At 51.7% G+C, this 23,110-nt stretch carries 21 protein-coding genes; 5 read left to right on the forward strand and 16 right to left on the reverse strand.

Translation table 11 applies throughout. From position 1 onward, the window contains the following. Positions 1-67 precede the first annotated feature (67 nt). The gene (locus ABTW62_RS08010) at positions 68-1,183 is read left to right on the forward strand and encodes a PA2778 family cysteine peptidase (RefSeq protein WP_430904068.1); all 1,116 of its coding nucleotides are present in this window, start codon (positions 68-70) and stop codon (positions 1,181-1,183) included. A gap of 390 nt (positions 1,184-1,573) precedes the next feature. Here ABTW62_RS08010 and ABTW62_RS08015 read toward each other — a convergent pair whose 3' ends face one another. The 16 genes from ABTW62_RS08015 to leuC form a co-directional block, all read right to left on the reverse strand. Further along, positions 1,574-2,749 (reverse strand): O-succinylhomoserine sulfhydrylase, encoded by a 1,176-nt coding sequence (locus tag ABTW62_RS08015; RefSeq protein ID WP_430904069.1) that lies wholly within the window; start codon positions 2,747-2,749, stop codon positions 1,574-1,576. 16 nt (positions 2,750-2,765) lie between these two features. Then, positions 2,766-4,283, reverse strand: a complete 1,518-nt coding sequence (gene purF, locus ABTW62_RS08020) for an amidophosphoribosyltransferase (protein WP_430904070.1) — start codon at positions 4,281-4,283, stop codon at positions 2,766-2,768. 94 nt (positions 4,284-4,377) lie between these two features. Beyond that, a complete protein-coding gene (locus ABTW62_RS08025; protein WP_430904071.1) occupies positions 4,378-4,872 on the reverse strand; it encodes a CvpA family protein in 495 nt (164 codons plus the stop codon). Then, positions 4,873-5,520 (reverse strand): SPOR domain-containing protein, encoded by a 648-nt coding sequence (locus ABTW62_RS08030; RefSeq protein ID WP_430904072.1) that lies wholly within the window; start codon positions 5,518-5,520, stop codon positions 4,873-4,875. Between the two features lie 20 nt (positions 5,521-5,540). Then, the gene (gene folC / locus ABTW62_RS08035; RefSeq protein WP_430904073.1) at positions 5,541-6,833 is read right to left on the reverse strand and encodes a bifunctional tetrahydrofolate synthase/dihydrofolate synthase; all 1,293 of its coding nucleotides are present in this window, start codon (positions 6,831-6,833) and stop codon (positions 5,541-5,543) included. Between the two features lie 145 nt (positions 6,834-6,978). Continuing rightward, positions 6,979-7,872 (reverse strand): acetyl-CoA carboxylase, carboxyltransferase subunit beta, encoded by an 894-nt coding sequence (gene accD, locus ABTW62_RS08040; RefSeq protein ID WP_430904074.1) that lies wholly within the window; start codon positions 7,870-7,872, stop codon positions 6,979-6,981. After that, complete coding sequence (trpA, locus tag ABTW62_RS08045; RefSeq protein WP_430904075.1) at positions 7,869-8,702, reverse strand: tryptophan synthase subunit alpha; 834 nt, start codon at positions 8,700-8,702, stop codon at positions 7,869-7,871. The genes accD and trpA overlap by 4 nt, the downstream gene beginning before the upstream one ends. 59 nt (positions 8,703-8,761) lie before the next feature. Continuing rightward, positions 8,762-9,961 carry a tryptophan synthase subunit beta gene (gene trpB, locus ABTW62_RS08050; protein ID WP_430904076.1) on the reverse strand — a complete coding sequence of 400 codons (1,200 nt, stop codon included), beginning with the start codon at positions 9,959-9,961 and terminating at the stop codon, positions 8,762-8,764. Next, on the reverse strand, positions 9,948-10,574 hold the full coding sequence (locus tag ABTW62_RS08055; protein ID WP_430904077.1) for a phosphoribosylanthranilate isomerase: 627 nt from the start codon (positions 10,572-10,574) through the stop codon (positions 9,948-9,950). The genes trpB and ABTW62_RS08055 overlap by 14 nt, the downstream gene beginning before the upstream one ends. A 313-nt stretch (positions 10,575-10,887) precedes the next feature. Next, positions 10,888-11,682 (reverse strand): tRNA pseudouridine(38-40) synthase TruA, encoded by a 795-nt coding sequence (gene truA / locus ABTW62_RS08060; RefSeq protein ID WP_430904078.1) that lies wholly within the window; start codon positions 11,680-11,682, stop codon positions 10,888-10,890. A gap of 132 nt (positions 11,683-11,814) precedes the next feature. Continuing rightward, positions 11,815-14,121: a FimV/HubP family polar landmark protein gene (locus tag ABTW62_RS08065; protein ID WP_430904079.1), complete on the reverse strand. Its 2,307-nt coding sequence runs from the start codon at positions 14,119-14,121 to the stop codon at positions 11,815-11,817. Positions 14,122-14,369: 248 nt separating this feature from the next. Then, positions 14,370-15,491 carry an aspartate-semialdehyde dehydrogenase gene (gene asd, locus ABTW62_RS08070; protein ID WP_430904080.1) on the reverse strand — a complete coding sequence of 374 codons (1,122 nt, stop codon included), beginning with the start codon at positions 15,489-15,491 and terminating at the stop codon, positions 14,370-14,372. An 88-nt stretch (positions 15,492-15,579) separates the two neighbouring features. Then, positions 15,580-16,641 (reverse strand): 3-isopropylmalate dehydrogenase, encoded by a 1,062-nt coding sequence (gene leuB / locus ABTW62_RS08075; protein ID WP_090412341.1) that lies wholly within the window; start codon positions 16,639-16,641, stop codon positions 15,580-15,582. An 18-nt stretch (positions 16,642-16,659) separates the two neighbouring features. Continuing rightward, complete coding sequence (gene leuD, locus ABTW62_RS08080) at positions 16,660-17,298, reverse strand: 3-isopropylmalate dehydratase small subunit (protein ID WP_090412343.1); 639 nt, start codon at positions 17,296-17,298, stop codon at positions 16,660-16,662. An 11-nt stretch (positions 17,299-17,309) separates the two neighbouring features. Continuing rightward, positions 17,310-17,438 carry an entericidin A/B family lipoprotein gene (locus tag ABTW62_RS08085; protein ID WP_090412345.1) on the reverse strand — a complete coding sequence of 43 codons (129 nt, stop codon included), beginning with the start codon at positions 17,436-17,438 and terminating at the stop codon, positions 17,310-17,312. 27 nt (positions 17,439-17,465) lie between these two features. Then, positions 17,466-18,881 (reverse strand): 3-isopropylmalate dehydratase large subunit, encoded by a 1,416-nt coding sequence (gene leuC, locus ABTW62_RS08090; RefSeq protein WP_090412347.1) that lies wholly within the window; start codon positions 18,879-18,881, stop codon positions 17,466-17,468. A gap of 289 nt (positions 18,882-19,170) precedes the next feature. Here leuC and ABTW62_RS08095 point away from each other — a divergent pair, with 289 nt between their 5' ends. The 4 genes from ABTW62_RS08095 (at position 19,171) to ABTW62_RS08110 (ending at position 22,535) form a co-directional block, all read left to right on the forward strand. Beyond that, positions 19,171-19,695, forward strand: coding sequence for a cytochrome C oxidase subunit II (locus tag ABTW62_RS08095; protein ID WP_090412349.1), 525 nt, complete (start codon positions 19,171-19,173; stop codon positions 19,693-19,695). Positions 19,696-19,749: 54 nt separating this feature from the next. After that, entirely contained in the window at positions 19,750-21,225 is a 1,476-nt protein-coding gene (locus ABTW62_RS08100) for a cbb3-type cytochrome c oxidase subunit I (RefSeq protein WP_090412351.1), read from the forward strand. A 130-nt stretch (positions 21,226-21,355) separates the two neighbouring features. Then, a complete protein-coding gene (locus tag ABTW62_RS08105) occupies positions 21,356-21,982 on the forward strand; it encodes an SCO family protein (protein WP_090412353.1) in 627 nt (208 codons plus the stop codon). Further along, a complete protein-coding gene (locus ABTW62_RS08110; protein ID WP_090412355.1) occupies positions 21,966-22,535 on the forward strand; it encodes a hypothetical protein in 570 nt (189 codons plus the stop codon). The genes ABTW62_RS08105 and ABTW62_RS08110 overlap by 17 nt, the downstream gene beginning before the upstream one ends. Positions 22,536-23,110 lie beyond the last annotated feature (575 nt).

The raw sequence follows: 23,110 nt of genomic DNA on the forward strand, positions 1-23,110 counted from the left end.
TGCAGACGAGCCTGGTTGGCCGGATTTTACGATCCTTTTCGCTAAATAGAACGACTATTCGCCTCAAATGATCGAAAAATCCAACTCAACCAGCCTCGCCCTCGCTACGATCGCCATTCTCGGACAACCTCCTAGGCGGGCCGCAATGCAATGGCTGCGTGGCAACGTTCTGAAATGGGATCGCCATTTCTCGCCATGTCGGCTGGCCATGCTCGCTAAGCTACGCCTATGCCAATGGGTCCAACTGAGGCCGATCAACTTGAAACTGCACACGGGCCTGCAATGCAGCCTGCTGATGATTCTGCTGAGCGGCTGTACCGCACCGCAAACCAGATTGGCGCTGGAACAGCCAACGGGACTGGCCAAGCAGGCGGTAATTGCGAATGTGCCGTTCTATCCGCAAGAGGCGTATTACTGCGGTCCGGCAGCACTTGCCATGATGCTAACCTGGGCAGGCATGCCAACCGGGCAGGAGCAAATAGCTTCCCAGGTTTTTACGCCCGGTCGGCAAGGCACGCTCACTCAGGATGTATTGGCTAGTGCGAGACGCCATGGCGCTCTGGCAATCACCGTTGATACCCTGAACGATATCCTGACTGAAATTTCAGCAGGCAATCCAGTTATGGTATTCCAGAATCTGGGTCTGAAAATCTGGCCACAGTGGCATTTTTCAGTGGCAGTGGGTTATGACCTGACTCACGAAAATCTGGTGTTGCACTCCGGGCTCACACCTTATCGCACGACTGATTTGCATGCCTTTGAGCAGACCTGGCAGCGCGCGGGGGCTTGGGCGGTTACCATTACAGCACCCGATCACTTGCCGGCAACAAGCACGGAAATTGCGGCACTGAAAGCGGCCGCCGGGTTGGAACGTGCGGCACATTACACAGCTGCGATCACAGCCTATCAGGCCATTATCCAGCGCTGGCCCGAAAGTAAGATTGCTCGCATGGGGATAGGCAATACGGAATACAAGCAAGAGCGCTTTGAACAAGCCGCCGCCGCCTTTCGTACAGTCATACAGATCGATGCTGCCTATGCCGCTGCCTGGAATAACCTCGCCCATGCACTTGCCGCCCAGGGACTCGGCAGCGAGGCAGCCGCAGCTGCTCGCAGAGCCATCGCCCTGGATGCCGGCAACCCAGCCTATCAGGCGACGCTGCACGCAATCATGCAGAACTGAAGGACCCGGACACTAGAGCTTTCCAGACAGGCTGGAAACTATGAAACCAAGGTGGCCAGAATCGGCCTAGGAGGCTGTCCGAGAATAGCGATCGTAGCGAGGGCGAGGCTGATTGAGTTGGATTTTTCGATCATTTGAGGCGAATAGTCGTTCTATTTAACGAAAAGGATCGTAAAATCCGGCCAATCAGGCTCGTCCGCAGTAGATCAGTCTATTCTTGGACAGCCTCCTGTACTCCGTTCCGTCAATTAGCTTACAAATGAAATCGATGGATTCGCCTGCCAGGCTAGGCGCAAACCGCAGTCATAGCCGTAGCTATGGCGATGATTTGCAACAACGCATGACAGGCGAAGGCGCGATTTTATGTAAGCGGTTTGGCGGAACGGAGTACTAGCCCAATCCGCGTGCCAGATCCGTTTTGATATCCACCGGGGCTTCCAGTCCAACCGCAATCCGCAATAGCCCATCGCTGATGCCGGCAGCATCACGCGCTTCCTGACTGATGCGGCCATGTGTCGTGGTCGCTGGATGGGTGAGTGTGCTCTTGGTATCGCCAAGATTGGCTGTAATCGATAACAACTTGGTCGCATCGACCACACGCCAGGCCATGTCCCTGCCCCCCTTCACTTCAAATGAAACGATACCGCCACCGGTTTTCTGCTGCTGCATGGCAAGTCTATGTTGCGGATGCGAGGGCAAGCCAGGATAAAAGACGCGCGTCACGTTAGGATGTGCTTCCAGCCATTGGGCAATTTCCAGTGCATGGGCGGAATGTGCCTGCATTCTGATACTCAGGGTTTCCAGGCCTTTCAGGATCACCCATGCATTAAACGCACTCAGCGTGGGCCCTGCCGTGCGCAGAAAACCGAATATGCCACCTTCCATGATTAAATCGCGTTTGCCCAGTACCGCGCCGCCGAGCACCCTGCCCTGTCCATCCAGGTATTTGGTGGCGGAATGAATCACCAGGTCTGCTCCCAATTTCAATGGCTGCTGCAAGGCTGGTGTGCAGAAGCAGTTATCGACCACCAGCCACGCTTTATTTTGATGGGCGATTGCAGCCAGTGCTGCAATATCCGAAATTTCGGTCAATGGATTGGAAGGTGTCTCCAGAAAAAACATTCTGGTATTGGGGTTAATGGCCGCCTGCCATTCTCCAGGATCCGTAGCGGAGACAAAAGTCGTTTCGATTTTGAAACGATTGAGAATGTTGGTGAAAAGATTGACGGTCGAACCAAACAAACTGCGTGAAGCGACAACATGGTCTCCGGCCGATAACAGCCCCATCACACAAGCCAGGATGGCAGACATCCCGGAAGCGGTTGCGATACAAGCTTCCGCACCCTCCAGAGCAGCCAGCCGCTCTTGCATGACAGTCACGGTTGGATTGGTGAAGCGCGAATAAATGTTGCCGGGCTCTTCGCCGGAGAAACGCGCCGCAGCCTGTGCGGCGCTATCAAACACGAAACTCGAAGTTAAATATAAGGGTTCCGAATGTTCGTTTAATTGACTGCGGTGTATGCCGGCATGAATTGCCAAAGTCTCGATATCAAAATCGCTGGTCATGGAGGTTCTTCAAAAATCAGTCTATCGGCAACAGGCTCAAGTCGAGCTGGGTCGCACGCCCGGTTTGTGACTGGCTGCCGGCGTTGCGCTGTGATTCAATTTTGTATAGGTATTCTTGGGTGACATTCCCCGCAATGTAGCGCCCATCAAAGCAGGAAGTCTCAAAATCACCGACTTGCAGATTGACACTGGCAATCGCCTGTTTGAGCGCATCCAGTTCTTGATAGACCAGGTAATCTGCCCCGATTTCCAGGCAAATTTCCTCGTCGGAACGGTCTGTTGCAATCAGCTCCTGGCGAGTGGGCATATCAATCCCGTATACATTGGGATAACGCACCGGTGGCGCAGCTGAAGCAAAATAAATTTTATTGGCCCCTGCTTCCTGTGCCATTTGCACAATCTCGCGGCTGGTCGTGCCGCGCACGATGGAATCATCGACCAACAAGACATTCTTGCCCCGAAATTCCATTTCAATCGCATTCAGTTTCTGCCGGACCGATTTACGCCGATGTTGCTGACCGGGCATGATAAAGGTTCTGCCAACATAACGGTTCTTGACGAATCCCTCCCGGAAGTCGATACCCAAGCGGTTGGCCAGCTGCAGGGCGCTTGGACGACTCGATTCGGGAATCGGGATAACCACATCGATATTCAAATGCCGCATCGAAGTACTGATTTTGTCAGCCAGATTGATCCCCATGTTGAGACGGGTTTCGTACACGGAAATCTCGTCCATCATGGAATCGGGCCGCGCTAAATAAACATACTCGAAAATACACGGATTCAAACTGGAATGGGCGGCACACTGCTGGTTGTAGAAATTCCCCTCTACATCGATGAAAATGGCCTCGCCTGGCGCAACATCCCGTATCAGACGGAATCCAAGCGTGTCGAGCGCAACACTTTCTGATGCCACCATATATTCCGTACCAGCGTCTGTTTCGATAGAACCGAATACCAATGGCCGAATGCCGTATGGATCACGGAAGGCCAGCAATCCATAACCGGCAATCATGGCGATAACCGCATAAGCCCCCTGACAGCGTTCATGCACCCCCGAGACTGCCGAAAAAATTGCCGCGGGATCCAGTTGATAGCCGGCTGCGCGTTCCTGCAACTCGTGCGCCAATACATTCAATAACACCTCGGAATCGGAATGTGTATTGACATGACGGCGATCGGCAATGAATAACTCATGATTGAGTGTATCGGCATTGGTCAGATTGCCGTTATGCGCCAACACAATCCCAAAAGGTGAATTGACATAAAACGGTTGCGCTTCGGCGGGCGAAGAGGAAGAGCCTGCCGTCGGATAGCGCACATGGCCTATCCCCATATGACCCAACAAGGCCCGCATGTTGCGGGTACGAAAAACATCCCGTACCATGCCCAAGCCTTTGTGCATATGGAAGCTATTGCCTTGGGCGGTTACGATACCGGCAGCATCCTGACCGCGATGCTGCAACATTAGAAGGCCATCATAAAGCAATTGATTTGCAGGTGACCGGGCTACTACACCTAGAATTCCACACATAGCGAGCTCGCTGAAAAAAGTGGATTACAAGAGAATTGAGAAGCTACCAATATTATTCACATGCATGGATGTGAATCAAACGACCCCAAACGGGTTATCTACCAAAAACAACAAGATCCCTGAATTCCTGGGGCAACCAGGGAACGATATCAGCGGCCATGATTTCCAGTGGCTCGCTCAGCACCGCCTCCTGCCAAAAGGGCTGTTGAGGTAATGGCGTAAAGCCGGCGGCTAATACCAGGAACAAAACGATGACCAATCCGCGCGCGAATCCGAACGCAGCGCCCAGCATTCTGTCTATGAGGCCAAGCCCCACGCTTCTTACCAAGGTTGACAACAACTGGGCACCCAGCATGGACACCAGGAGTACGACAAAAAATGTCACGACAAATGCCGACAGCATTCGAATGGACGGATCCTCAACAAAATCAGCCAGAAAGGGTTCTATCTCGACCGAATAACGGCTTGCAACAAAGAAAGCGATCACCCAGGCCAGCAGCGATACAACTTCGCGCACCAGGCCGCGCGTTATGCTCAGTAGTGCTGAAATAGATACTATACCCAGCACAAAATAGTCGAAAGCCGTCATCTATTTGCTCGTGATGACACCGCTTAAACCGATTGACTTCAATCGCTCGTGTTCAGTCTCGGCCACTTCGCGTGTGGGAAACGGGCCAATGCGTACCCGGGTCATTTCATTATTACCGATCTTGATTGTTTCAGTATAAGCACTGATGCCATTGGCAATGAGATTTTGCTGCTGCTGTTGCGCTTTGGAAACATCAGAAAATGCACCCAGTTGTATGACAAATGTGCCCTCAGGTTTTCTTACGGCAGTTTCCTTGGCAACTTGATCTCGATTGGCTGGCCGCATCAGCGAGGGCTTTCTGGCTGGTACCGGCACTCCCCCGGCAGCAGGATACTGGCTGGGCGGGATATCCGTCACTTCAGGAAAATCCGGATCGGTGAATGGTAACGGCTTGTCCAGTTCAGGTGCAATGACCGTATCCTCGGTCAAGGACTTATCCTCTTCTGGCAGCATCCAGGGGTAAGCATCATCCACCAGATTTTCAGAGGGAATTAGAATGTCGATTTCCTGCTGCTCCGGTTTGGGCTCATCATCCAGGATCATAGGTAAAATGACTATCGCCAGAACGACAAGTGTAATCGCACCTATCAGGCGTCGTCTAGCGCGTTTCCTCAGCAGGACCTCTTCTTCACTGATATCTCTGACCATTTATAATTACCTATTCATTTTCAAGAATTCGACATGCCCTGATCTTCCATGACGGCACCGACGGTATGGAAAGATCCAAAAACGCATATTCTATCATTATCATGCGCTTGTTCGCGCGCATATGAGTAGGCACTGCGCACATCCGGAAATGCACGCACAGCTTCTGGCCCCGCAACGCCCGCGTCCTCAAGCGCTTGCGCCATTTGAGCCTTTGTAGCGCCCCGCTGCACTTGCAATCCCGCCACCAGCCAACGATCTATACGCCCTCTGAGTGCCTGAATCGTCGCGACCATATCCTTATCTTGCAACATTGCCACAATGGCATAAGTCTGCCCCGAAGCCGGCAAGGCACTGAGATTACCTGCCAGCTCGCGCGCTGCCGCCGGATTATGCGCGACATCCAGTATGGTCATTGGTTTACCGGGCAATACCTGAAATCTTCCCGGCAAGGTGACTTCAAGCAGCCCTCTTCGGATGGCATTCATAGGCACGGGCAGCCTGCCACGCAAGGCATCCAGTGTGGCCAAGGCAGCGCTGGCATTCTGCAATTGACAAGCGCCCCTCAAAGCGGGCAAAGGCAGATTGATCCCCCCCCCATCGGGGCCTTGGTAATGCCATTGCACAGCATCAATTTTCTTGTAGTCAAAATGCTCGTGAATGCATGCAAGCCTGGCGCCCATGGCTAACATTTGCTGACGCACACCTGGCGGTATGTCCGGTTCGGCACAAACCGCAGGCCTGCTGGCTCTGAAGATTCCGATTTTCTCCAAACCAATGGCTTCACGGGTAGTCCCGAGATATTCCATGTGATCCATATCAATGCTGGTCAAGACCGCACAGTCAGGATCAAATACATTGACAGCATCCAGCCGCCCGCCCAACCCCACTTCCATGATCGCAACATCCACCTTGGACTGGATGAACAGCAGCATTGCTGCCAGTGTGCCAAACTCGAAATAGGTTAAAGACGTTTGACTCGATTTGCGTGCCGTTTCGATGCGATCGAAAGCAGAACATAAAAGATGATCTGAAATTTCCCGTTGATCGATACGTATCCGCTCCTGGTAGCGCACGAGATGCGGTGAGGTATAACAACCGACACGATACCCCGCGTATCCGAGTATCGAAGCGAGCATGGCGCACACCGAACCCTTGCCGTTTGTGCCGCCGACGGTGATGACAGGAAAACCCGGCGTCAGGCCGGCTACCTCCCGCACGTTTTTTACCCGTTCCAATCCCATATCGATGGTTTTGGGATGGAGCTGGCCAAGATAGTCCAGCCAGTTATCCAGTGTCATTGACTGTGCGGCCATGATTCGCTATGGTGTGGACTATATCGGCAATTCAACCTGAAAGCCTCAGTTGACCGTTGTCAGAAAGAACTACAGGCATGGATCAAAAAGATAAAGCATGATGGCGCATGGCGGGACTAAAAACCAGCGCAAACACCCATCCCGGTCAAGATTCTGCGGTAAAGGCCGGTTGGGTTACGGGGACTGGCAGGCGCATCAGTAAAGTGCACAAATTTGCCAAGCGATCCCGCATGGCCCGGCGATCGATAATCAGATCGATCGCACCATGCTCCAGTAAAAATTCCGCTCTCTGAAAGCCATTTGGCAATGTCTGCCGGACGGTCTGCTCGATCACACGCGGACCGGCAAAACCGATCAACGCGCCCGGCTCCGCAATGACGACGTCGCCAATAAAGGCAAAACTGGCAGAAACGCCTCCCATCGTGGGATCGGTCAATACAGAAATAAACGGCAAACGCGCTTTGCTCAGTTGCCCCAGTACCGCCGTGGTTTTCGCCATTTGCATAAGCGAGAACAGGCCTTCCTGCATGCGTGCCCCGCCACTTGCGCTAAAGCAGATAAAAGGAAGATGGTGCGTGATACTTGTCTCGACTGCGCGTACAAAGCGTTCGCCAACGACCGAGCCCATCGAGCCACCCATGAATCCAAATTCAAAAACCGCGGTCACGACGGGCACTGATTTGATATGGCCGCGCATGGCAATGAGCGAGTCGGTCTCGTTTGTACTCGCAGTGGCTTGAGACAGTCTGTCCGTATAGCGTTTGTTGTCGCGGAATTTTAAGGGATCCTGGGGCAGGATTTCGGCCCCGAGCTCGAGACGATCTGCCGGGTCAAGCAACAGCTCAAGTCGCTGCCGTGCAGAGATCCTATTGTGATGCCCGCATTTCGGGCAAACATTGAGATTCTTTGCAAGATCAGTGTAATAAAGCACCGCTTCACAAGAGTCGCATTTGCTCCACAACCCTTCCGGCACGACTTTCTTTTCGCCATTTTCTTTGCGCTTTATTTTGGGAGGAATAATACTGTGAAACCAGCTCATGAATCGATTTCCATCAAAGAATTATCCGTTTTTATGCCATCGATGGCATGACGCAAGGACTGCACAAATTTACCCACGTTGCTCAGTAAATTTTCGGCTGAAGATTGCTCGATTTCTTCAACAATACGGCTTCCCACTACGACGGCATCAGCTTGTTCGGAAATGATCCGGGCGGATTGTGCGTCCCGTATGCCAAACCCCACCCCGATGGGCACATTGATGTAAGTGCGAAGCCATGCCAGCTTACGGTTGACGCTGTCGATATCAAGATGCGCAGCACCTGTCACACCTTTTAGCGAAACATAGTACACGTACCCCTTGGCAAGTTTGGCCACTTGTTCAATCCGCGCTTGTGGCGTGGTCGGTGACAAGAGAAAAATAGGATCTATGTCCCATTTTTCCAGGCATTGCACCCATTCCGCGCATTCTTCGGGTGGATAATCCACCACCAATACGCCATCGACCCCTGCTTCATGCGCTTGCTTAGCAAAATTGGCATACCCCATCGCCTCGACTGGATTGGCATACCCCATCAGGACAACAGGAACTGTTTGATTCGTCTCTCTGAAGGCAGCCACCAGCGCCAGCACGTCTCTCAAGCCAATATGGTGTTTCAACGCCCGCTCGGATGCGCGTTGTATGGTCGGACCATCGGCCATCGGATCGGAAAAAGGCACACCCAGCTCGATAAGATCCACCCCGGCCTGGACTAATTGATGCATCAACGCAACGGTAGTCTTGGGATCAGGGTCACCTGCTGTGATGAAGGGAATCAATGCCTTCCGGTTTTGTTGCTTGAGACTGGAAAAAGTCGATGCAATACGATTCATTTAAAAGTTACTCAGTAGCGTCAAATAGCTGAAAGTCTTACCCGATATGACTCGATCGATCAAAGTGAGATACCTGACTGCTGCGCGACCGTTGCCATGTCTTTGTCGCCACGTCCGGACAAGTTGACCAGAAGCAATTGATCCTTGGCCAGAGTGGGCGCCAGTTTGGCAGCATAGGCCAGGGCATGACTGGATTCGAGCGCCGGCATGATGCCTTCAAACCGGCAAAGTGTATGAAATGCAGACAAAGCTTCTTCATCAGTGACCGCAACGTATTCGGCACGGCCACAATCCTTGAGCCAGGCATGCTCAGGTCCAACACCCGGATAATCCAGCCCGGCAGAAATGGAATGGGTCTCGATTATCTGTCCATTTTCATCCTGAATAAGATACGTACGATTGCCATGCAATACACCTGGTCTGCCAGTGACCAGTGTTGCCGCATGCTGATGGGTGTCGATCCCTTTACCCGCCGCCTCTACACCGATCATGCGAACATTTTCTTCGTCGACATAGGGATAGAACAGACCTATGGCATTTGATCCGCCCCCCACACAAGCAATCAGGGCATCGGGTTGTCTGCCGTAATCCTCCAGCATTTGCGATTTGGCTTCCTGTCCAATGATAGCCTGGAAATCCCGGACCATCATCGGATAGGGATGGGGACCGGCTACGGTACCGATGATGTAATAGGTATTTTCGACATTGGTTACCCAGTCACGCATGGCTTCATTGAGCGCATCCTTGAGGGTACGGGAACCCGAGTCGACCGGAACCACTGTTGCACCAAGCAGCTTCATGCGATAAACATTGGTCGCCTGGCGTCTGACGTCTTCCGACCCCATGTACACGATGCACTCCATGCCATAGCGCGCGGCGACTGTAGCGCTGGCCACGCCATGCTGACCTGCACCGGTTTCCGCGATTACGCGGGTTTTTCCCATGCGCCTCGCCAGCAGCGCCTGGCCCACAGTATTGTTGATCTTGTGCGCACCAGTATGGTTGAGATCTTCACGCTTGAGCAGGATCTGGGCGCCCCCTAGATGATCTGACCACCGTTTGGCATGATAAATGGGGCTTGGCCGACCCACATAATGCTTCAATTCCCGATAAAACTCTGCCTGAAACTCGGCATCGTTCCGGTAATGCTCATATTGCTTACATAGCTCTTCCAGTGCCGCTATCAGCGTCTCGGCAACGAATGTGCCGCCATATGGACCAAAGTGGCCATGTTCATCAGGAAGATTATAAATCTTCACAAGATTTTACTCCTTGCATAAAAGCAGAAATTTTAGTGACGTCCTTGATACCTTTAACGGATTCGACACCGCTTGAAACATCGATGGCCAAGGGACGCGTTTGTTTGATTGCATTCACAATATTACCGGGATGAAGACCGCCTGATAATATCCATGGCAGCGGCAACGTGGCAGGAATCAATTTCCAGTCAAAAACCTGACCCGTCCCGCCTGGTTTGCCCGCCGTATAGGTATCGAGCAACAGCCCTTGCGCATGTTCATGCTGCTGGGCATATTGTACCAAATCTAGCTGTGCTCTGACACGCACGGCCTTGATGTAAGGCAAACAAAATTGCGCACAAAATTCAGGCGATTCATCGCCATGAAACTGCAGCAAACTCAGGCCGGCTGCCGAGCAGCTTTCCTCCACCCAGGATTTATCAGGATTGACGTATACCCCCACAGCATGCACAAACGGGGGCAAAAGTTTCACGATCTGGCGAACGGCTGCAGGCACTATATACCGCTCACTCTGGGGCCATAGGATGAACCCAATAGCGTCCGCTCCATACTGGACCGCCGCAATGGCATCTTCTGGGCGGGTAATTCCACATATTTTCACGCGTACACGCATCAATTGTTGTTTCCCAATAAGCTTGACATTAAATGACAGCAGGTGGCTAGTACTCCGTTCCGCCAAACCGCTTACATGAAATCGCGCCTTCGCCTGTCATGCGTTGTTGCAAATCCTCGCTATAGCTACGGCTATGACTGCGGTTTGCGCCTAGCCTGGCAGGCGAATCCATCGATTTCATTTGTAAGCTAATTGACGGAACGGAGTACTAGGAGGCTTTTCGTTAAATAGAACGACTATTCGCCTCAAATGATCGAAAAATCCAACTCAACCAGCCGCGCCCTCGCTACGATCGCTATTCTCGGACAGCCTCTTAGAATCCGTGCAAGGCAGCTAGCGGATCAACCGTTTCACAGAAAGGAAGATTCCATTTGGAATCGTAACGGACACCTGCCAGATACAGCCCGTCCGGAGAAAATGTAGGCGCTGCAAATTTTCGATCACGCTGCTTGAGCAGCATCTGTATCCATTCAGGAGGATATTTGCCCTTGCCGACATATACCAGGCTTCCCAGGATGTTGCGAACCATATGATGCAAAAATGCATTTGCACGAAATTCAAAAATGAAAAAATGTCCCTGGCAGTTAATTTCCAGTTTGGTCAGCTGACGCACCGGACTCTTCGCCTGGCATTCTGATGAACGGAAAGCACTGAAATCATGTGTACCCATCAACATTTTTGCTGCGGCACGCATTTTTTCGAGATCGAGGCGGTCGTGAATCCAGCCTACCTTTCCCTGGCAGGCACCAGGTCGCGCAGGCCGACTCAGCAAATGATACAGGTAAGTACGCTCGATTGCACTGAAGCGGGCATGAAAGTCGAGATTGACCCGGGATGCCGATAATACCGAAATATCGCCTGGTAGCCATGCATTGGTACCCCGCACCCAGGCGCTCAATGGCCGTTGCACATGGGTGTCGAAATGCACCACCTGATAAAGCGCATGCACACCGGCATCCGTCCGGCCTGCGGCAACGACATGTACCGGACTGCAGGCTATGCGCGACAAAGCACTCTCCAGTTGAGTCTGAATCGACGCATGCTGGAGCTGCTTCTGCCAACCGCAGTACCCCTGGCCATTGTATTCAAGGACTAGAGCGATTCTCACAGCAAGGTTAGTTGATCTCTGCCATTCGGGACCGATGTCATGCCAGCAAAATGCTGCCCTGTTACCAGCCCGGCAATTGGCGGGCTGGGAGCGCAGTGATTGAAGCAGCTTGCCAGTCAATGCGCGACGTGCTTAATTCATTCCATCCAGCATTGAACGAGCCGTCGCCTGTTGTTCACTGTCTCCCTCCGCGAGCACTTCCTCGAGTATTTCCCTGGCGCCTTCCTTGTCATCCATTTCGAGATAAGCTTTGGCAAGATCTATTTTTGTTGCCACCTCGCGCCACTGCAAATTTTCATCAACCGGGTAATCTTCAGCCGTTGTGCTCGACGAGGGCTCATTCCCCAGATTCAGATCGATATGAGCCAAGTCTGGCTCCCTGACCGGTTTGTCCTGCAAGTCCCGATCTGTATCGGCGCTGCTCACACCGGAGGCATCTCGCTGGAAATCGGCCCCATGACCATCCTCAATCAAGGCATCAAGCTGCCCGGAATTTTCATCAACATGGGTATCATTGCGCTTGTCCAGATCCATGCCATAATCCGGGAAACTCCATTCCGCCTCTCCGGAATGATTCTGGGTCATGCTGGCATCTTCTTCTACCGGGCTGACTGGATCGGGGCGAATACTCCCGGAGGTCGCATCCAGTTTGGTTGCCTCGTCCAGCATGCCCGATGACGCAGGCGCCCAGTCCGATTCATGTGGCGGCTGCGTATTTGCCACATTTTCATCGGGATAGCCATCCTTCAAGAGTCTTTCTTCAGCTTGATTCTCAAACACGAAACTGGAAGTTGCTGCGCCGGAATGTTCATGATGATCGTCATGAAGCTCAAATGCGTGCTGATCCGTTCCGGTGTGCGTCTTTTGTTGATGATCTGGCTCAAAACCCGTCTCCGCAAATACTGTGGAGGCCGGCCCTGTTTCGTTACCAAGATGACTATATGTAGCTATGTCATCAAAATTATCGGCTTGCTCACTTTTTCGGCGAGCGATCGACGCACCTAGCCAAATGGCGAGCAAGGCCGCAAGCGTTCCGCCGAGCAACCCACCATATTCCGCTGCCAACGCGGCAAAGGTGTCGAACATAGAAGATTTTTCGGATGCCAAATCTTCTGGTCGCTCAATGGCATTGGGCAGCAGTTCAGAAGAAACCGGCTGCGCGGGAATTGTAAATTCAGGTATCGCCAGATCTTCCATCGGCTGCGGCGCCGAATTGGTTGCCAAAGCCATTGCTGTACGCTCCCCAGCGCGCGCCCCCTGATCTGTCGGGGCGCGATCCTGGGTGACCGGAATCTGGGTGTCCTCGGTTGTATTTTTCAGCTCGAGTAAACGCTGCAATTTGGCAATATTCTGTTCGAGCATTGCGACACGCTCATTGGCTTCCGCCAGCGCACGCGCTTTCGCGATGGCGTCTTCCTCCATCATACGCAGGTATTGCTGCGCAGAATGGCTGTCAACGTGCTGATTTGATTGCGGATCGCTATCCAGCAATTCTCCTTTTGAAAGCGTTAACACTTCTTCCGGCTGAGATGCGCCAGTCGTAGTCAATTTCTCTGAAATGGCAGCAATCTTGCCCGTGTGCGATCGGCTGAGTTCATGACTGCCTGACACACCGGTTGCCATATCTGCGATATTTCGCCGATAATTGTTCCAGCGATCAGTCTGTATACTGACTTCACGAGTCGCCGCTTGCGGCGCAATTGCAGCAATGACGCTCTGATCAGGAATCCGCAGAATAGCGCCCACCTTGAGCAGATTCATATTCTTCTGCAGGAAGGCGTCGCGGTTGGCACGGTACAAAGCCACCAACATCTGATTGAGATCAACATTGTCGGGGGATACCTGGCGAGCAATTTTTGTCAAGGTATCGCCATGGTTAACCGGTCCATAGGTCTTCACGGCTTGGTCAGAGGAGCGTGTCTGAGCGCCGGTGCCCCTTTGCGAATCATCGCCCCCGCCAGCTAGGCCATCAACCTGCCCTATGGCTGGCACCGCAGTACCAGCTGCCTGGGCGTCCACAGGATCGAGCAACACAGTGTAATCACGCAGCAGGCGCCCCGAAGGCGCGTTAAGCTCCACCAACAAATTGAGAAAAGGCTCATTGACAGCCTGAGGGGAAGTCACCAGGAGGTAAGGTTGGCCATCTATCCGTTTCTCCACTGAAACCGACAGCGATGAATGATAGGGCAAATAGCCAAGACCTGCTTTCCGGAAAGCCTCGGGCGATGCCAGCCTGGCAGACAAAGAAGCAGCCTCTTGATCCGTTACCGATACCAGTGCGATTTCTGCTTTAAAAGGTTGCCCGAGATAGGATCCCACGGTCAACTTTCCCAGACCGGCCGCATGGATCACCCATGAAGACATGAGTACGAGCACCAACAATGTCTTAAGGACAATACGAGAAAAATCCCTCTCTTTCCTGAAATCAACTGTCTTCACACAGATACCTCTCTTGTTTCTCGGATCAGCCTGGATAGTAGCATCGAAGAAAATTAGTGGAAAATTTGATAACTCATCGCAATACCGTTTATTTCGATAAATCTCATCAAAGCCATCGGAGTTGTTGTCAGCCACCCAATAACCATTTCTGGTATGCCTGGTGGCCACAGCTGGGGCTCAATCAAATACCCCCTCAGCTGAATAATGGCAGCAAACAGGCCCATAACGGAATAATCGATAGCTATTATCTATGCTGGCTGCTGTTCGATCAGAATACGCAGCATTCGGCGCAAGGGCTCAGCCGCGCCCCATAACAATTGGTCACCTACTGTAAAGACAGAAAGATATTCACCGCCCATGGCCAATTTACGCATGCGTCCGACATGCACATCCAGTTTACCAGTCACAGCAACTGGAGTGAGTTCTTTGGTGCTGGATTCCTTATCGTTGGGTATGACACGCACCCAATCATTGGCCCCTGCGACAACCTCTTCGATTTCATCCAGCGGAATATCCTGCCGGAGTTTGATTGTCAACGCCTGGCTATGACAGCGCATGGCGCCTATACGCACACAAATACCGTCAACCGGTACAGGTTGATCGGTGTGACCCAGAATTTTATTGGTCTCAGCCTGTCCTTTCCACTCTTCCCGACTTTGTCCGGGCGCCACTTCCCGATCTATCCAGGGTATCAGACTCCCTGCCAAGGGCACTCCAAAATTTTCTGCAGGAAACGTCTTGTCGCGCAGTTTTTGCGCGACTCTGCGATCGATTTCCAGGATATTGGATGCAGGATCATTCAGCAAATCCTCTGCCACATGGTGGGTTTCACCCATTTGCAGCAGCAACTCGCGCATATTCTGTGCACCAGCACCCGATGCGGCCTGATAGGTCATGACACTTGCCCACTCGACCATTTCCCGCTCGAATAATCCACCGACCGCCATCAGCATCAGGCTGACTGTACAATTGCCACCGATATAGCTTTTTACACCCTTGTGCAATGCTTGCTCGATTACAGACCGATTCACCGGATCAAGAATAATCACGGCATCATCATGCATTCTCAACGCGGAGGCCGCGTCTATCCAGTAACCCTGCCAGCCCGATTCGCGCAGTTTGCCAAACACCTGGTTGGTATAATCGCCTCCTTGGCAAGAGATAATGACATCCATTTTCTTGAGCGCCACGATATCAAAGGCATCCTTGAGTGGCACCATTTCCTTGCCAATATCCGGCCCTGCCTGACCCACTTGGGAGGTCGAAAAAAACACGGGGTCAATCAATGAAAAATCATTTTCTTCACGCATTCGTTGCATGAGCACGGAGCCCACCATACCCCGCCAGCCCACAAATCCTACTTGTTTCATATAATTCTTTAAACCTTTTGCAAAAGAAAGTTATCGATCAGTTGCTCATGCCCACATTGAGCGACTATCCGCCTGGCCAGTGCGAAACCTACATATTCGCGAGCACCGCATCCCCCATTTCCACCGTACCCACCCTTTTCATGCCCGATTCAAAAATATCGGCCGTCCGATATCCCTGCTTCAATACTTTCTTAACAGCATGCTCGATGCGCGAAGCAGCAATTTCCTGATTGAATGAATAACGCAGCATCATGGCAGTTGAAAGAATGGTCGCCAAAGGATTGGCAATATTCTTGCCAGCGATATCGGGAGCAGAGCCATGAATCGGTTCGTACAACCCTTTATTCTGGTCATTCAGGGATGCGGAAGGCAGCATTCCGATCGAACCGGTCAGCATCGAGGCTTCATCCGACAGGATATCGCCAAACATATTGCCCGTCACAATGACATCAAATTGTTTCGGATCGCGCACCAGCTGCATGGCTGCATTGTCTACCAGCATATGCGTCAGCGCCACATCCGGATATGTTTGCGCCGTCTCCGTCACAATATCGCGCCACAGTTGCGTACATTCCAGCACATTCATCTTGTCTACCGAACACACCTTGCCCTGCCGCCTGCGGGCGGCCTGGAATGCGATATGGGCGATGCGCCTGATTTCGGATTCAGAATAGATCATGGTATTAAAACCCACTCGCTGCCCATCTCTTTGTTCAATCCCGCGCGGCTGGCCGAAATAGATATCGCCAGTGAGCTCACGGACAATGAGGATATCCAGTCCCGCCACAATTTCCGGTTTCAGCGTTGAAGCATTTGCAAGCTCCGGATAAAGAATGACCGGACGTAAATTGGCAAACAAATTAAGTGTCTTGCGTATGGTCAGCAGCCCTTGTTCAGGCCGTTTTTCTCGAGGCAAATTATCGTATTTCAGTCCACCCACTGCCCCCAGCAGAACGGCATCGGCTTCGATCACCAATTTGCGGGTTGCTTCGGGAAAAGGCTCGCCGGTGGCGTCAACGGCACAACCACCCAGCAAACCGGATTCAAGCTCCATCTTCAATCCGTCTGCCATCAGAAACCGTAAGACACGCTCGGCCTGCGCAACAATTTCTGGACCGATTCCGTCACCGGCCAGCAATGCAATTTTCATATCACTTGTCCATTTTTATCACGTGAATAACCAGGGCTGTTGTTGCCGCCGGTTTTCCTCGAATTGCCTGATTTTGTCGGCATGCTGCAAAGTCAGTCCGATTTCATCGAGTCCGTTGAGCAAGCAGTGCTTGCGAAATGGATCAATTTCAAAGGGATAAACATCATTCGAGGCTGCTGTAACCGTCTGTGCAGCCAAATCAATCAGCAAACGATAGCCGTTGGTAGCAATCGTATCCTGGATCAATTTATCCACTACAGCCGCCTCCAGCACGATTGGCAGCAATCCAATCTTGAAACAGTTATTGAAGAATATATCGGCGAAACTTGGGGCAATAATGGCCACAAAACCATAATCCTGCAAGGCCCAGGGCGCATGCTCCCGGCTCGACCCGCAACCAAAATTATCACGTGCAACCAGTATTTGGGCACCTTGATAACGCGCCTGATTAAGGATGAAATCCGGGTTAATCTGACGTTGCGAGGCATCCATACCTGGCTCGCCATGATCGAGAAAGCGCCATTCATCGAACAAATTCTGTCCAAAACCGGAACGCTTGATGGATTTCAGAAATTGCTTGGGTATAATGGCATCGGTATCGACATTGGCGCGGTCGAGCGGTACGACCAGGCCATGACATCGCTCAAATTTTTTCATGTATTTAGATTTTATTTAGCCGTTCTTTCAATCGCTTCGCCGCCGCGCTGAAGATCTTTACCAAATCCTTGCACGGTGTTGCAGGCCGACAACTGCGCCGCAATGGCCAGCAATAGAAGAAATGTGAATATCATTTTCATGTTTAATCCCGGAAACAAAGAGAAACTTTATTGACGAGGAAAAGCACGCACATCGACAAAATGGCCGCTCACAGCCGCTGCCGCCGCCATAGCCGGACTGACCAGATGGGTACGGCCTCCCGGACCTTGCCTGCCTTCAAAATTACGGTTGGAAGTCGACGCACAACGTTCTCCCGGCATCAATCTATCATCATTCATCGCCAGGCACATCGAGCAGCCCGGTTCACGCCATTCAAATCCAGCTTCAAGAAAAATCTTGTCCAACCCCTCCTGCTCAGCCATGGCCTTGACCAATCCAGAGCCAGGCACCACCAACGCCAGCTTGACATTTGGCGCAACATGCCTGCCTTTGACAACTTGCGCGGCTTCGCGCAAATCCTCAATACGGGAATTCGTGCAAGACCCAATAAACACTTTATCGATATGGATATCTTCAATCGGCATATCGGGCAATAGCCCCATATAGTCCAGTGCATGCTCAATATCCTTGCGCTTGACTGGATCGGCGCACTGTGCCGGATCGGGTACACGCCCATCAATAGCGGTCACCATTTCCGGCGAAGTTCCCCAAGTCACCTGTGGTCTAATCTGTGAAGCATCAAGCTCGACTGTTCGCGCAAAGACCGCGCCCGGGTCGCTGTTCAAGGTGCGCCAGTAAGCCACCGCCCGGTCCCAGTCAGCCCCCTTGGGCGAAAAAGGACGATTTTTGAGGTAATCGATGGTGACCTCATCGACACCGATCATGCCTGCGCGCGCTCCGGCCTCGATCGCCATGTTGCAAAGGGTCATGCGCCCTTCCATGGAAAGCGCCCGGATGGCACTGCCCGAAAACTCAATGGCATAGCCCGTACCACCGGCCGTTCCAATGGCGCCGATGACTGCCAACGCAATATCCTTGGCAGTCACACCCGGTAACAATACTCCGTCGACCTCGACCCGCATTGCCTTGGATTTCTTCGTCAATAAACACTGTGTGGCCAGCACATGCTCAACCTCGGAGGTGCCGATCCCGAACGCCAGGCAGGCAAACGCACCATGCGTGCTGGTATGAGAATCCCCACAGACCACTGTCATGCCGGGCAGCGTTGCGCCTTGCTCAGGGCCGATTACATGGACAATACCTTGCCGCTTGTCATTCATTTTGAACTCGGTGATCGCCAGTTCTTCACAATTGCGATCCAGGGTCTCGACCTGCAATCGCGAGACCGGGTCACTGATGCCAAGGCTGCGATCGGTGGTTGGCACATTATGATCTGCTACAGCCAGCACCGAACTGCTTCTCCAGGGCCGCCGCCCTGCCATCTTCAACCCTTCGAAAGCTTGCGGACTGGTGACTTCATGCACCAAATGACGATCGATATAAAGGATCACCATCCCATCCGGATCACTTGACTCCGTGTGGACGACATGATCTTCCCATAACTTGTCGTATAACGTTTTCATTTTCGATATGATTGCCTGCTTTTTACTTTTCACGATTATCCCATAAAGGCCAGTCAACTAACAAATTGCCAATCAGATCGCACACCATTTTTGAGTAACAATTATCAGTTACTTCCTGGCATTAACATCCATATAAAAATGCCTGTTTTTTTACAGGCCGATCGAACGTAACTCAATAAACCACAAGGCAAAAATGGATTTTAGAATGTCAAGAATTAGTTGACATCGATTTGTATCAAATGTAGATTCGACGCTTTGAACGTCAACCTAATGGAGGGAGAAATCTAAAATGGTCTCAACAGTTTATGCTATCACACTTGTGTGCATAGCCTTGATAGCAGCGGTTTTCTATTTTGTCATCGCCAATTCCAAAAAAGCTGAAGCGGATTACCCGTCAATTACCAAAAAATGGTATGGCGTACGTGGCAAATGGTTCCTGTTTCTGATCACACTCGGTCTCGTTATCACATACTTTTCACTGAGTCCTTTCCCGATCCCAGATCAAAAGAAAGACTATCCGGCCAATGATCATCAGGTTGTTAAAGTTGGGGCCTATCAATGGTATTGGACCATGACACCCGATACCGTGGAAGCCGGCAAACCAGTGGCATTTCTGGTAACAGGTGAAGACGTGAACCATGGATTCGGCATTTATGACGAAAACTTGAAACTGGTCGGTCAAACCCAAGCGATGCCAGGCTACACCAACAAGCTCGTGCATGTATTCGACAAGCCAGGCAAATATAAGATCCTCTGCCTGGAATATTGTGGGCTGGCACATCACGCCATGATCACCGAGTTAACCGTAAAGTAAGTAATTCAATAGCATAGCAATGTCGCAAAGAAAAATTAAAGAGTGGAGGGCACAATGAGCAGTACAGCAGCAAGTAGAAAGATTGAATATAGTGACTCAGAAAACAGGAATGCCTTGATTGCGGTCAAAGCACATTTGATCGGCGGTTTATTGGTGTTTCTGTTGATGATGCTGGCCGGATTTGCCATGCGGGCAGCCCAAGGCACCTGGCTGGAAATCGCCGTTGATTTGTTTTACCAAATCATGACCGTTCACGGTGTTGGTGTTGTCGGCGCGGCAGGGATCGCTTCAACCGGCGTGCTCTGGTATTTCCTGCGCCAGTATGTGCGTTTGAGCAATACCATTTTTTGGGTTAATTTCTGCATTTTCCTGACCGGGGTCGTCATGATCCTCGGCTCCATTTTCCTTGGCGGCTATGGCGGCGCGTGGACCTTCCTTTATCCATTGCCAGCCATATCAATGGGCGCCTGGTCCACTGGCGCAGCAGCTGTCTTCCAATTGGGGCTGCTGGTAATCGGTACTGGTTTCCTGATTCTGTATTTGGATATCGGCCGTGCCATTCTTGCCGGCTACGGTAGCCTGGCTGCCGCCCTCGGACTGCCTCAGCTGTTCGGCAAAGTACCTGTCGACAATACACATCCACCCACCGTTGTGGCTGGCACCATGGTGCTGATCGTCAATTTCCTGGGAATCGCAGCAGGTGCAGTGGTATTGGTAATGGGTTTGGTCAATCTCTACAATCCAGAATTCCAACCCGATGCCTTGCTGATGAAGAACCTGATTTACTTCTTCGGCCATGTTTTCATTAACGCGACCATTTACGCCTCGGTAACAGCAGTGTATGAATTGCTGCCGCGTTATACCGGCCGCCCCTGGAAAACCAGCAAAGTCTTTTATGCAGCCTGGTTTGCCATCGTATTCATGGTAATGGCCGTTTATCCACACCACTTGATGATGGACTTCCCAATGCCGCAATGGATGCTGGTAATGGGCCAGATATTATCTTTTGGTAGCGGCATTCCGGTCCTCGTTGTCACTGGCTACGGTGCCCTGATGATCGTTTACCGCTCCGGTATTCAATGGAGCACCACTACGAAATTGTTATTCCTGTCCATGTTTGGCTGGGCAGCGGGTGTCATTCCTGCAATTCTGGATGCCATGGTGACCATCAACCGCGTATTCCACAACACCATGTGGGTGCCAGGGCACTTCCATTTCTACTTGCTGCTTGGATTGTTACCGATGATTATCGGCTTTACCTATCACCTCGCTGGTGAAGGCCGCCAGAAAGAAGTCAAAGCAACCGATAATGTGGGTTTCTACGCCTACCTTATCGGCGGCTTCCTGACTTCGATGGTGTTCCTTGCCAGCGGCGCCAGCAGCGTTCCACGCCGCTGGGCCGTGCACATGGATGAATGGGTCACCTTTGCGCAAGTTGGCACTGTCGCCGCCGCATTGGTTGTATTGGGCACGTTATTGTTTATATTACGTGCGCTGATCAGCCTGCCCAGAGCGGCTGATCCCAGCTAAAACAGCCCCCCCTCCCTGCCGCACTTGGCGGGGAGGGATTGCGAAAAAAGCAGAAACGTCTAGAATAGCGCCACGATAAGCAACACCGTTTCAATAATTTTAGGCATTTCTGCCGAAGGAGAATTAAAGAATGAGAACTTTCCTGGCAACGACTCTGATTGTCATTACAGGATTACTCATTCTCTGGACCAGCACAGATGGGGGGCGTGCCTTTACCGCTGAAGAGGCCCGCCGTCTCGACGTACGCGAAAATCCCCGCCCCGTTCCTCACTGGCAGCTGGAGAACCAGAGTGCCGAGATCATCACAGTCAACAATTGGCACGGTCATTTCATAGTCGTTGATTTTATCTACACGAGTTGTCCAAGCGTATGTCTGATACTCAGTAGTGGTCTGAGGACGCTACAAAAGGATCTTGCCGACAAACTGGAGAATAGCCGTTTACACTTGCTAAGTATCAGCTTCGACCCGGAAAAAGACACCCCGCAAAGGCTCAAGGAACACCTTTCCCATTTTTCTGCCGATCTTCGATCCTGGACAGCATCCCGTCCAACCAGCCCATCTCAGAGAGAAGCCATTCTCGACTTCTTTAAAGTCATTGTCATCCCTGATGAATACGGTGGATACACGCATTCTGCCGGTTATCACGTCATCGATCCAGAAGGCCGGCTGGTCGCCATTTTTGGCGTCGAACAACTCGATGAACTTAAAGAATACCTAATTCAAGCACTGAACACAGAAAATGCTCCTCAAGATTAAGCAGGAATGGCTGCCACTGGCAGCTTGGTTCATTTTGGCCCTCCCCCCCATGCAGCGGTTTCTCGAACAAAGCATGGTCACGCACATGCTGGTACAAATTCCGATGCTGATCATCATCGGATGGATGATCGGGAAAACATTGCCCGCCGAATGGAAGGCGAAAATTGCCCCATGGAATCGATGGGGTATAACTGGCATGGCACTGACTATTGTCATCATGGCCTATTGGATGCTGCCCCGCTCTCTGGACGGCGCCGTGTCGGAATGGTATTTTGAAGTCCTGAAATTCATCACCCTACCTGTCATGGGCATTGCTCTGAACCTGAGTTGGCCACTGCTCAATTCGATCGCACGGGGCGTACTCATGCTTGAATTCTGGGCAACCCTTATGCGCCTTGGATGGCTGTATCTGGATTTGCCCGATCGTCTGTGCGCAAACTACCTGTTGAGCGATCAGCGTATCTTGGGGCAATTGCTTTTGCTGGGAGGAAGCGCCTACGCCATCAGCTGGACACTCCGTATCATGTTTGGCACAAAAATTATCAAGGCGTGAAAAAAAACTATTTTGCTCCTTGGCCCAGATATCAGGAAAAAGACGGACCAGCAAACATTGCAAACCATGCGCCAAGTCAAGAAAATGGCTAGCGCGCAAGCGCACCTCCCCGGTCTAGGAGGCTGTCCGAGAATAGCGATCGTAGCAAGGGCGAGGCTGGTTGAGTTGGATTTTTCGATCATTTTTGAGGCGAATAGTCGCTCTATTTAACGAAATAGGATCGTAAAATCCGGCCAATCAGGCTCGTCCGCAGTAGATCAGTCTATTCTCGGACAGCCTCCTAGTATGGCTTTCCATGCACACGCAGCATGCCAGGCATAGACATAGACGCTATTTTTCAATAGCTTTACCCATAAAAAAACGGTGATGCGCGCATCACCGTTTTTTTTCTTTTTACTGTACGGGTCAGTACTAGTAGTTCGTTCCAACAATACAATTACGCAATAGTTTACAATAGTCATGATTACTTTTTAACTCTTGATGGAGGCGATCATGGCGAGGAAATCCAGTCGTGCGGCACTGATTCTCACGCAGGCGCAGGAGGCAACTCTAACCTAACTTCGCAACCCCATCCC

The organism is Nitrosomonas sp. ANs5 (genome assembly GCF_050584665.1).
Lineage (GTDB): Bacteria > Pseudomonadota > Gammaproteobacteria > Burkholderiales > Nitrosomonadaceae > Nitrosomonas.

Excerpts from the sequence above, each read along its gene's own strand:
- ABTW62_RS08010 (WP_430904068.1), top strand. The coding sequence starts at position 68 with ATGATCGAAAAATCCAACTCAACCAGCCTCGCCCTCGCTACGATCGCC.
- ABTW62_RS08015 (WP_430904069.1), bottom strand. The coding sequence starts at position 2,749 with ATGACCAGCGATTTTGATATCGAGACTTTGGCAATTCATGCCGGCATA.
- purF (WP_430904070.1), bottom strand. The coding sequence starts at position 4,283 with ATGTGTGGAATTCTAGGTGTAGTAGCCCGGTCACCTGCAAATCAATTG.
- ABTW62_RS08025 (WP_430904071.1), bottom strand. The coding sequence starts at position 4,872 with ATGACGGCTTTCGACTATTTTGTGCTGGGTATAGTATCTATTTCAGCA.
- ABTW62_RS08030 (WP_430904072.1), bottom strand. The coding sequence starts at position 5,520 with ATGGTCAGAGATATCAGTGAAGAAGAGGTCCTGCTGAGGAAACGCGCT.
- folC (WP_430904073.1), bottom strand. The coding sequence starts at position 6,833 with ATGGCCGCACAGTCAATGACACTGGATAACTGGCTGGACTATCTTGGC.
- accD (WP_430904074.1), bottom strand. The coding sequence starts at position 7,872 with ATGAGCTGGTTTCACAGTATTATTCCTCCCAAAATAAAGCGCAAAGAA.
- trpA (WP_430904075.1), bottom strand. The coding sequence starts at position 8,702 with ATGAATCGTATTGCATCGACTTTTTCCAGTCTCAAGCAACAAAACCGG.
- ABTW62_RS08055 (WP_430904077.1), bottom strand. The coding sequence starts at position 10,574 with ATGCGTGTACGCGTGAAAATATGTGGAATTACCCGCCCAGAAGATGCC.
- asd (WP_430904080.1), bottom strand. The coding sequence starts at position 15,491 with ATGAAACAAGTAGGATTTGTGGGCTGGCGGGGTATGGTGGGCTCCGTG.
- leuB (WP_090412341.1), bottom strand. The coding sequence starts at position 16,641 with ATGAAAATTGCATTGCTGGCCGGTGACGGAATCGGTCCAGAAATTGTT.
- leuD (WP_090412343.1), bottom strand. The coding sequence starts at position 17,298 with ATGAAAAAATTTGAGCGATGTCATGGCCTGGTCGTACCGCTCGACCGC.
- ABTW62_RS08085 (WP_090412345.1), bottom strand. The coding sequence starts at position 17,438 with ATGAAAATGATATTCACATTTCTTCTATTGCTGGCCATTGCGGCGCAG.
- leuC (WP_090412347.1), bottom strand. The coding sequence starts at position 18,881 with ATGAAAACGTTATACGACAAGTTATGGGAAGATCATGTCGTCCACACG.
- ABTW62_RS08095 (WP_090412349.1), top strand. The coding sequence starts at position 19,171 with ATGGTCTCAACAGTTTATGCTATCACACTTGTGTGCATAGCCTTGATA.
- ABTW62_RS08100 (WP_090412351.1), top strand. The coding sequence starts at position 19,750 with ATGAGCAGTACAGCAGCAAGTAGAAAGATTGAATATAGTGACTCAGAA.
- ABTW62_RS08105 (WP_090412353.1), top strand. The coding sequence starts at position 21,356 with ATGAGAACTTTCCTGGCAACGACTCTGATTGTCATTACAGGATTACTC.
- ABTW62_RS08110 (WP_090412355.1), top strand. The coding sequence starts at position 21,966 with ATGCTCCTCAAGATTAAGCAGGAATGGCTGCCACTGGCAGCTTGGTTC.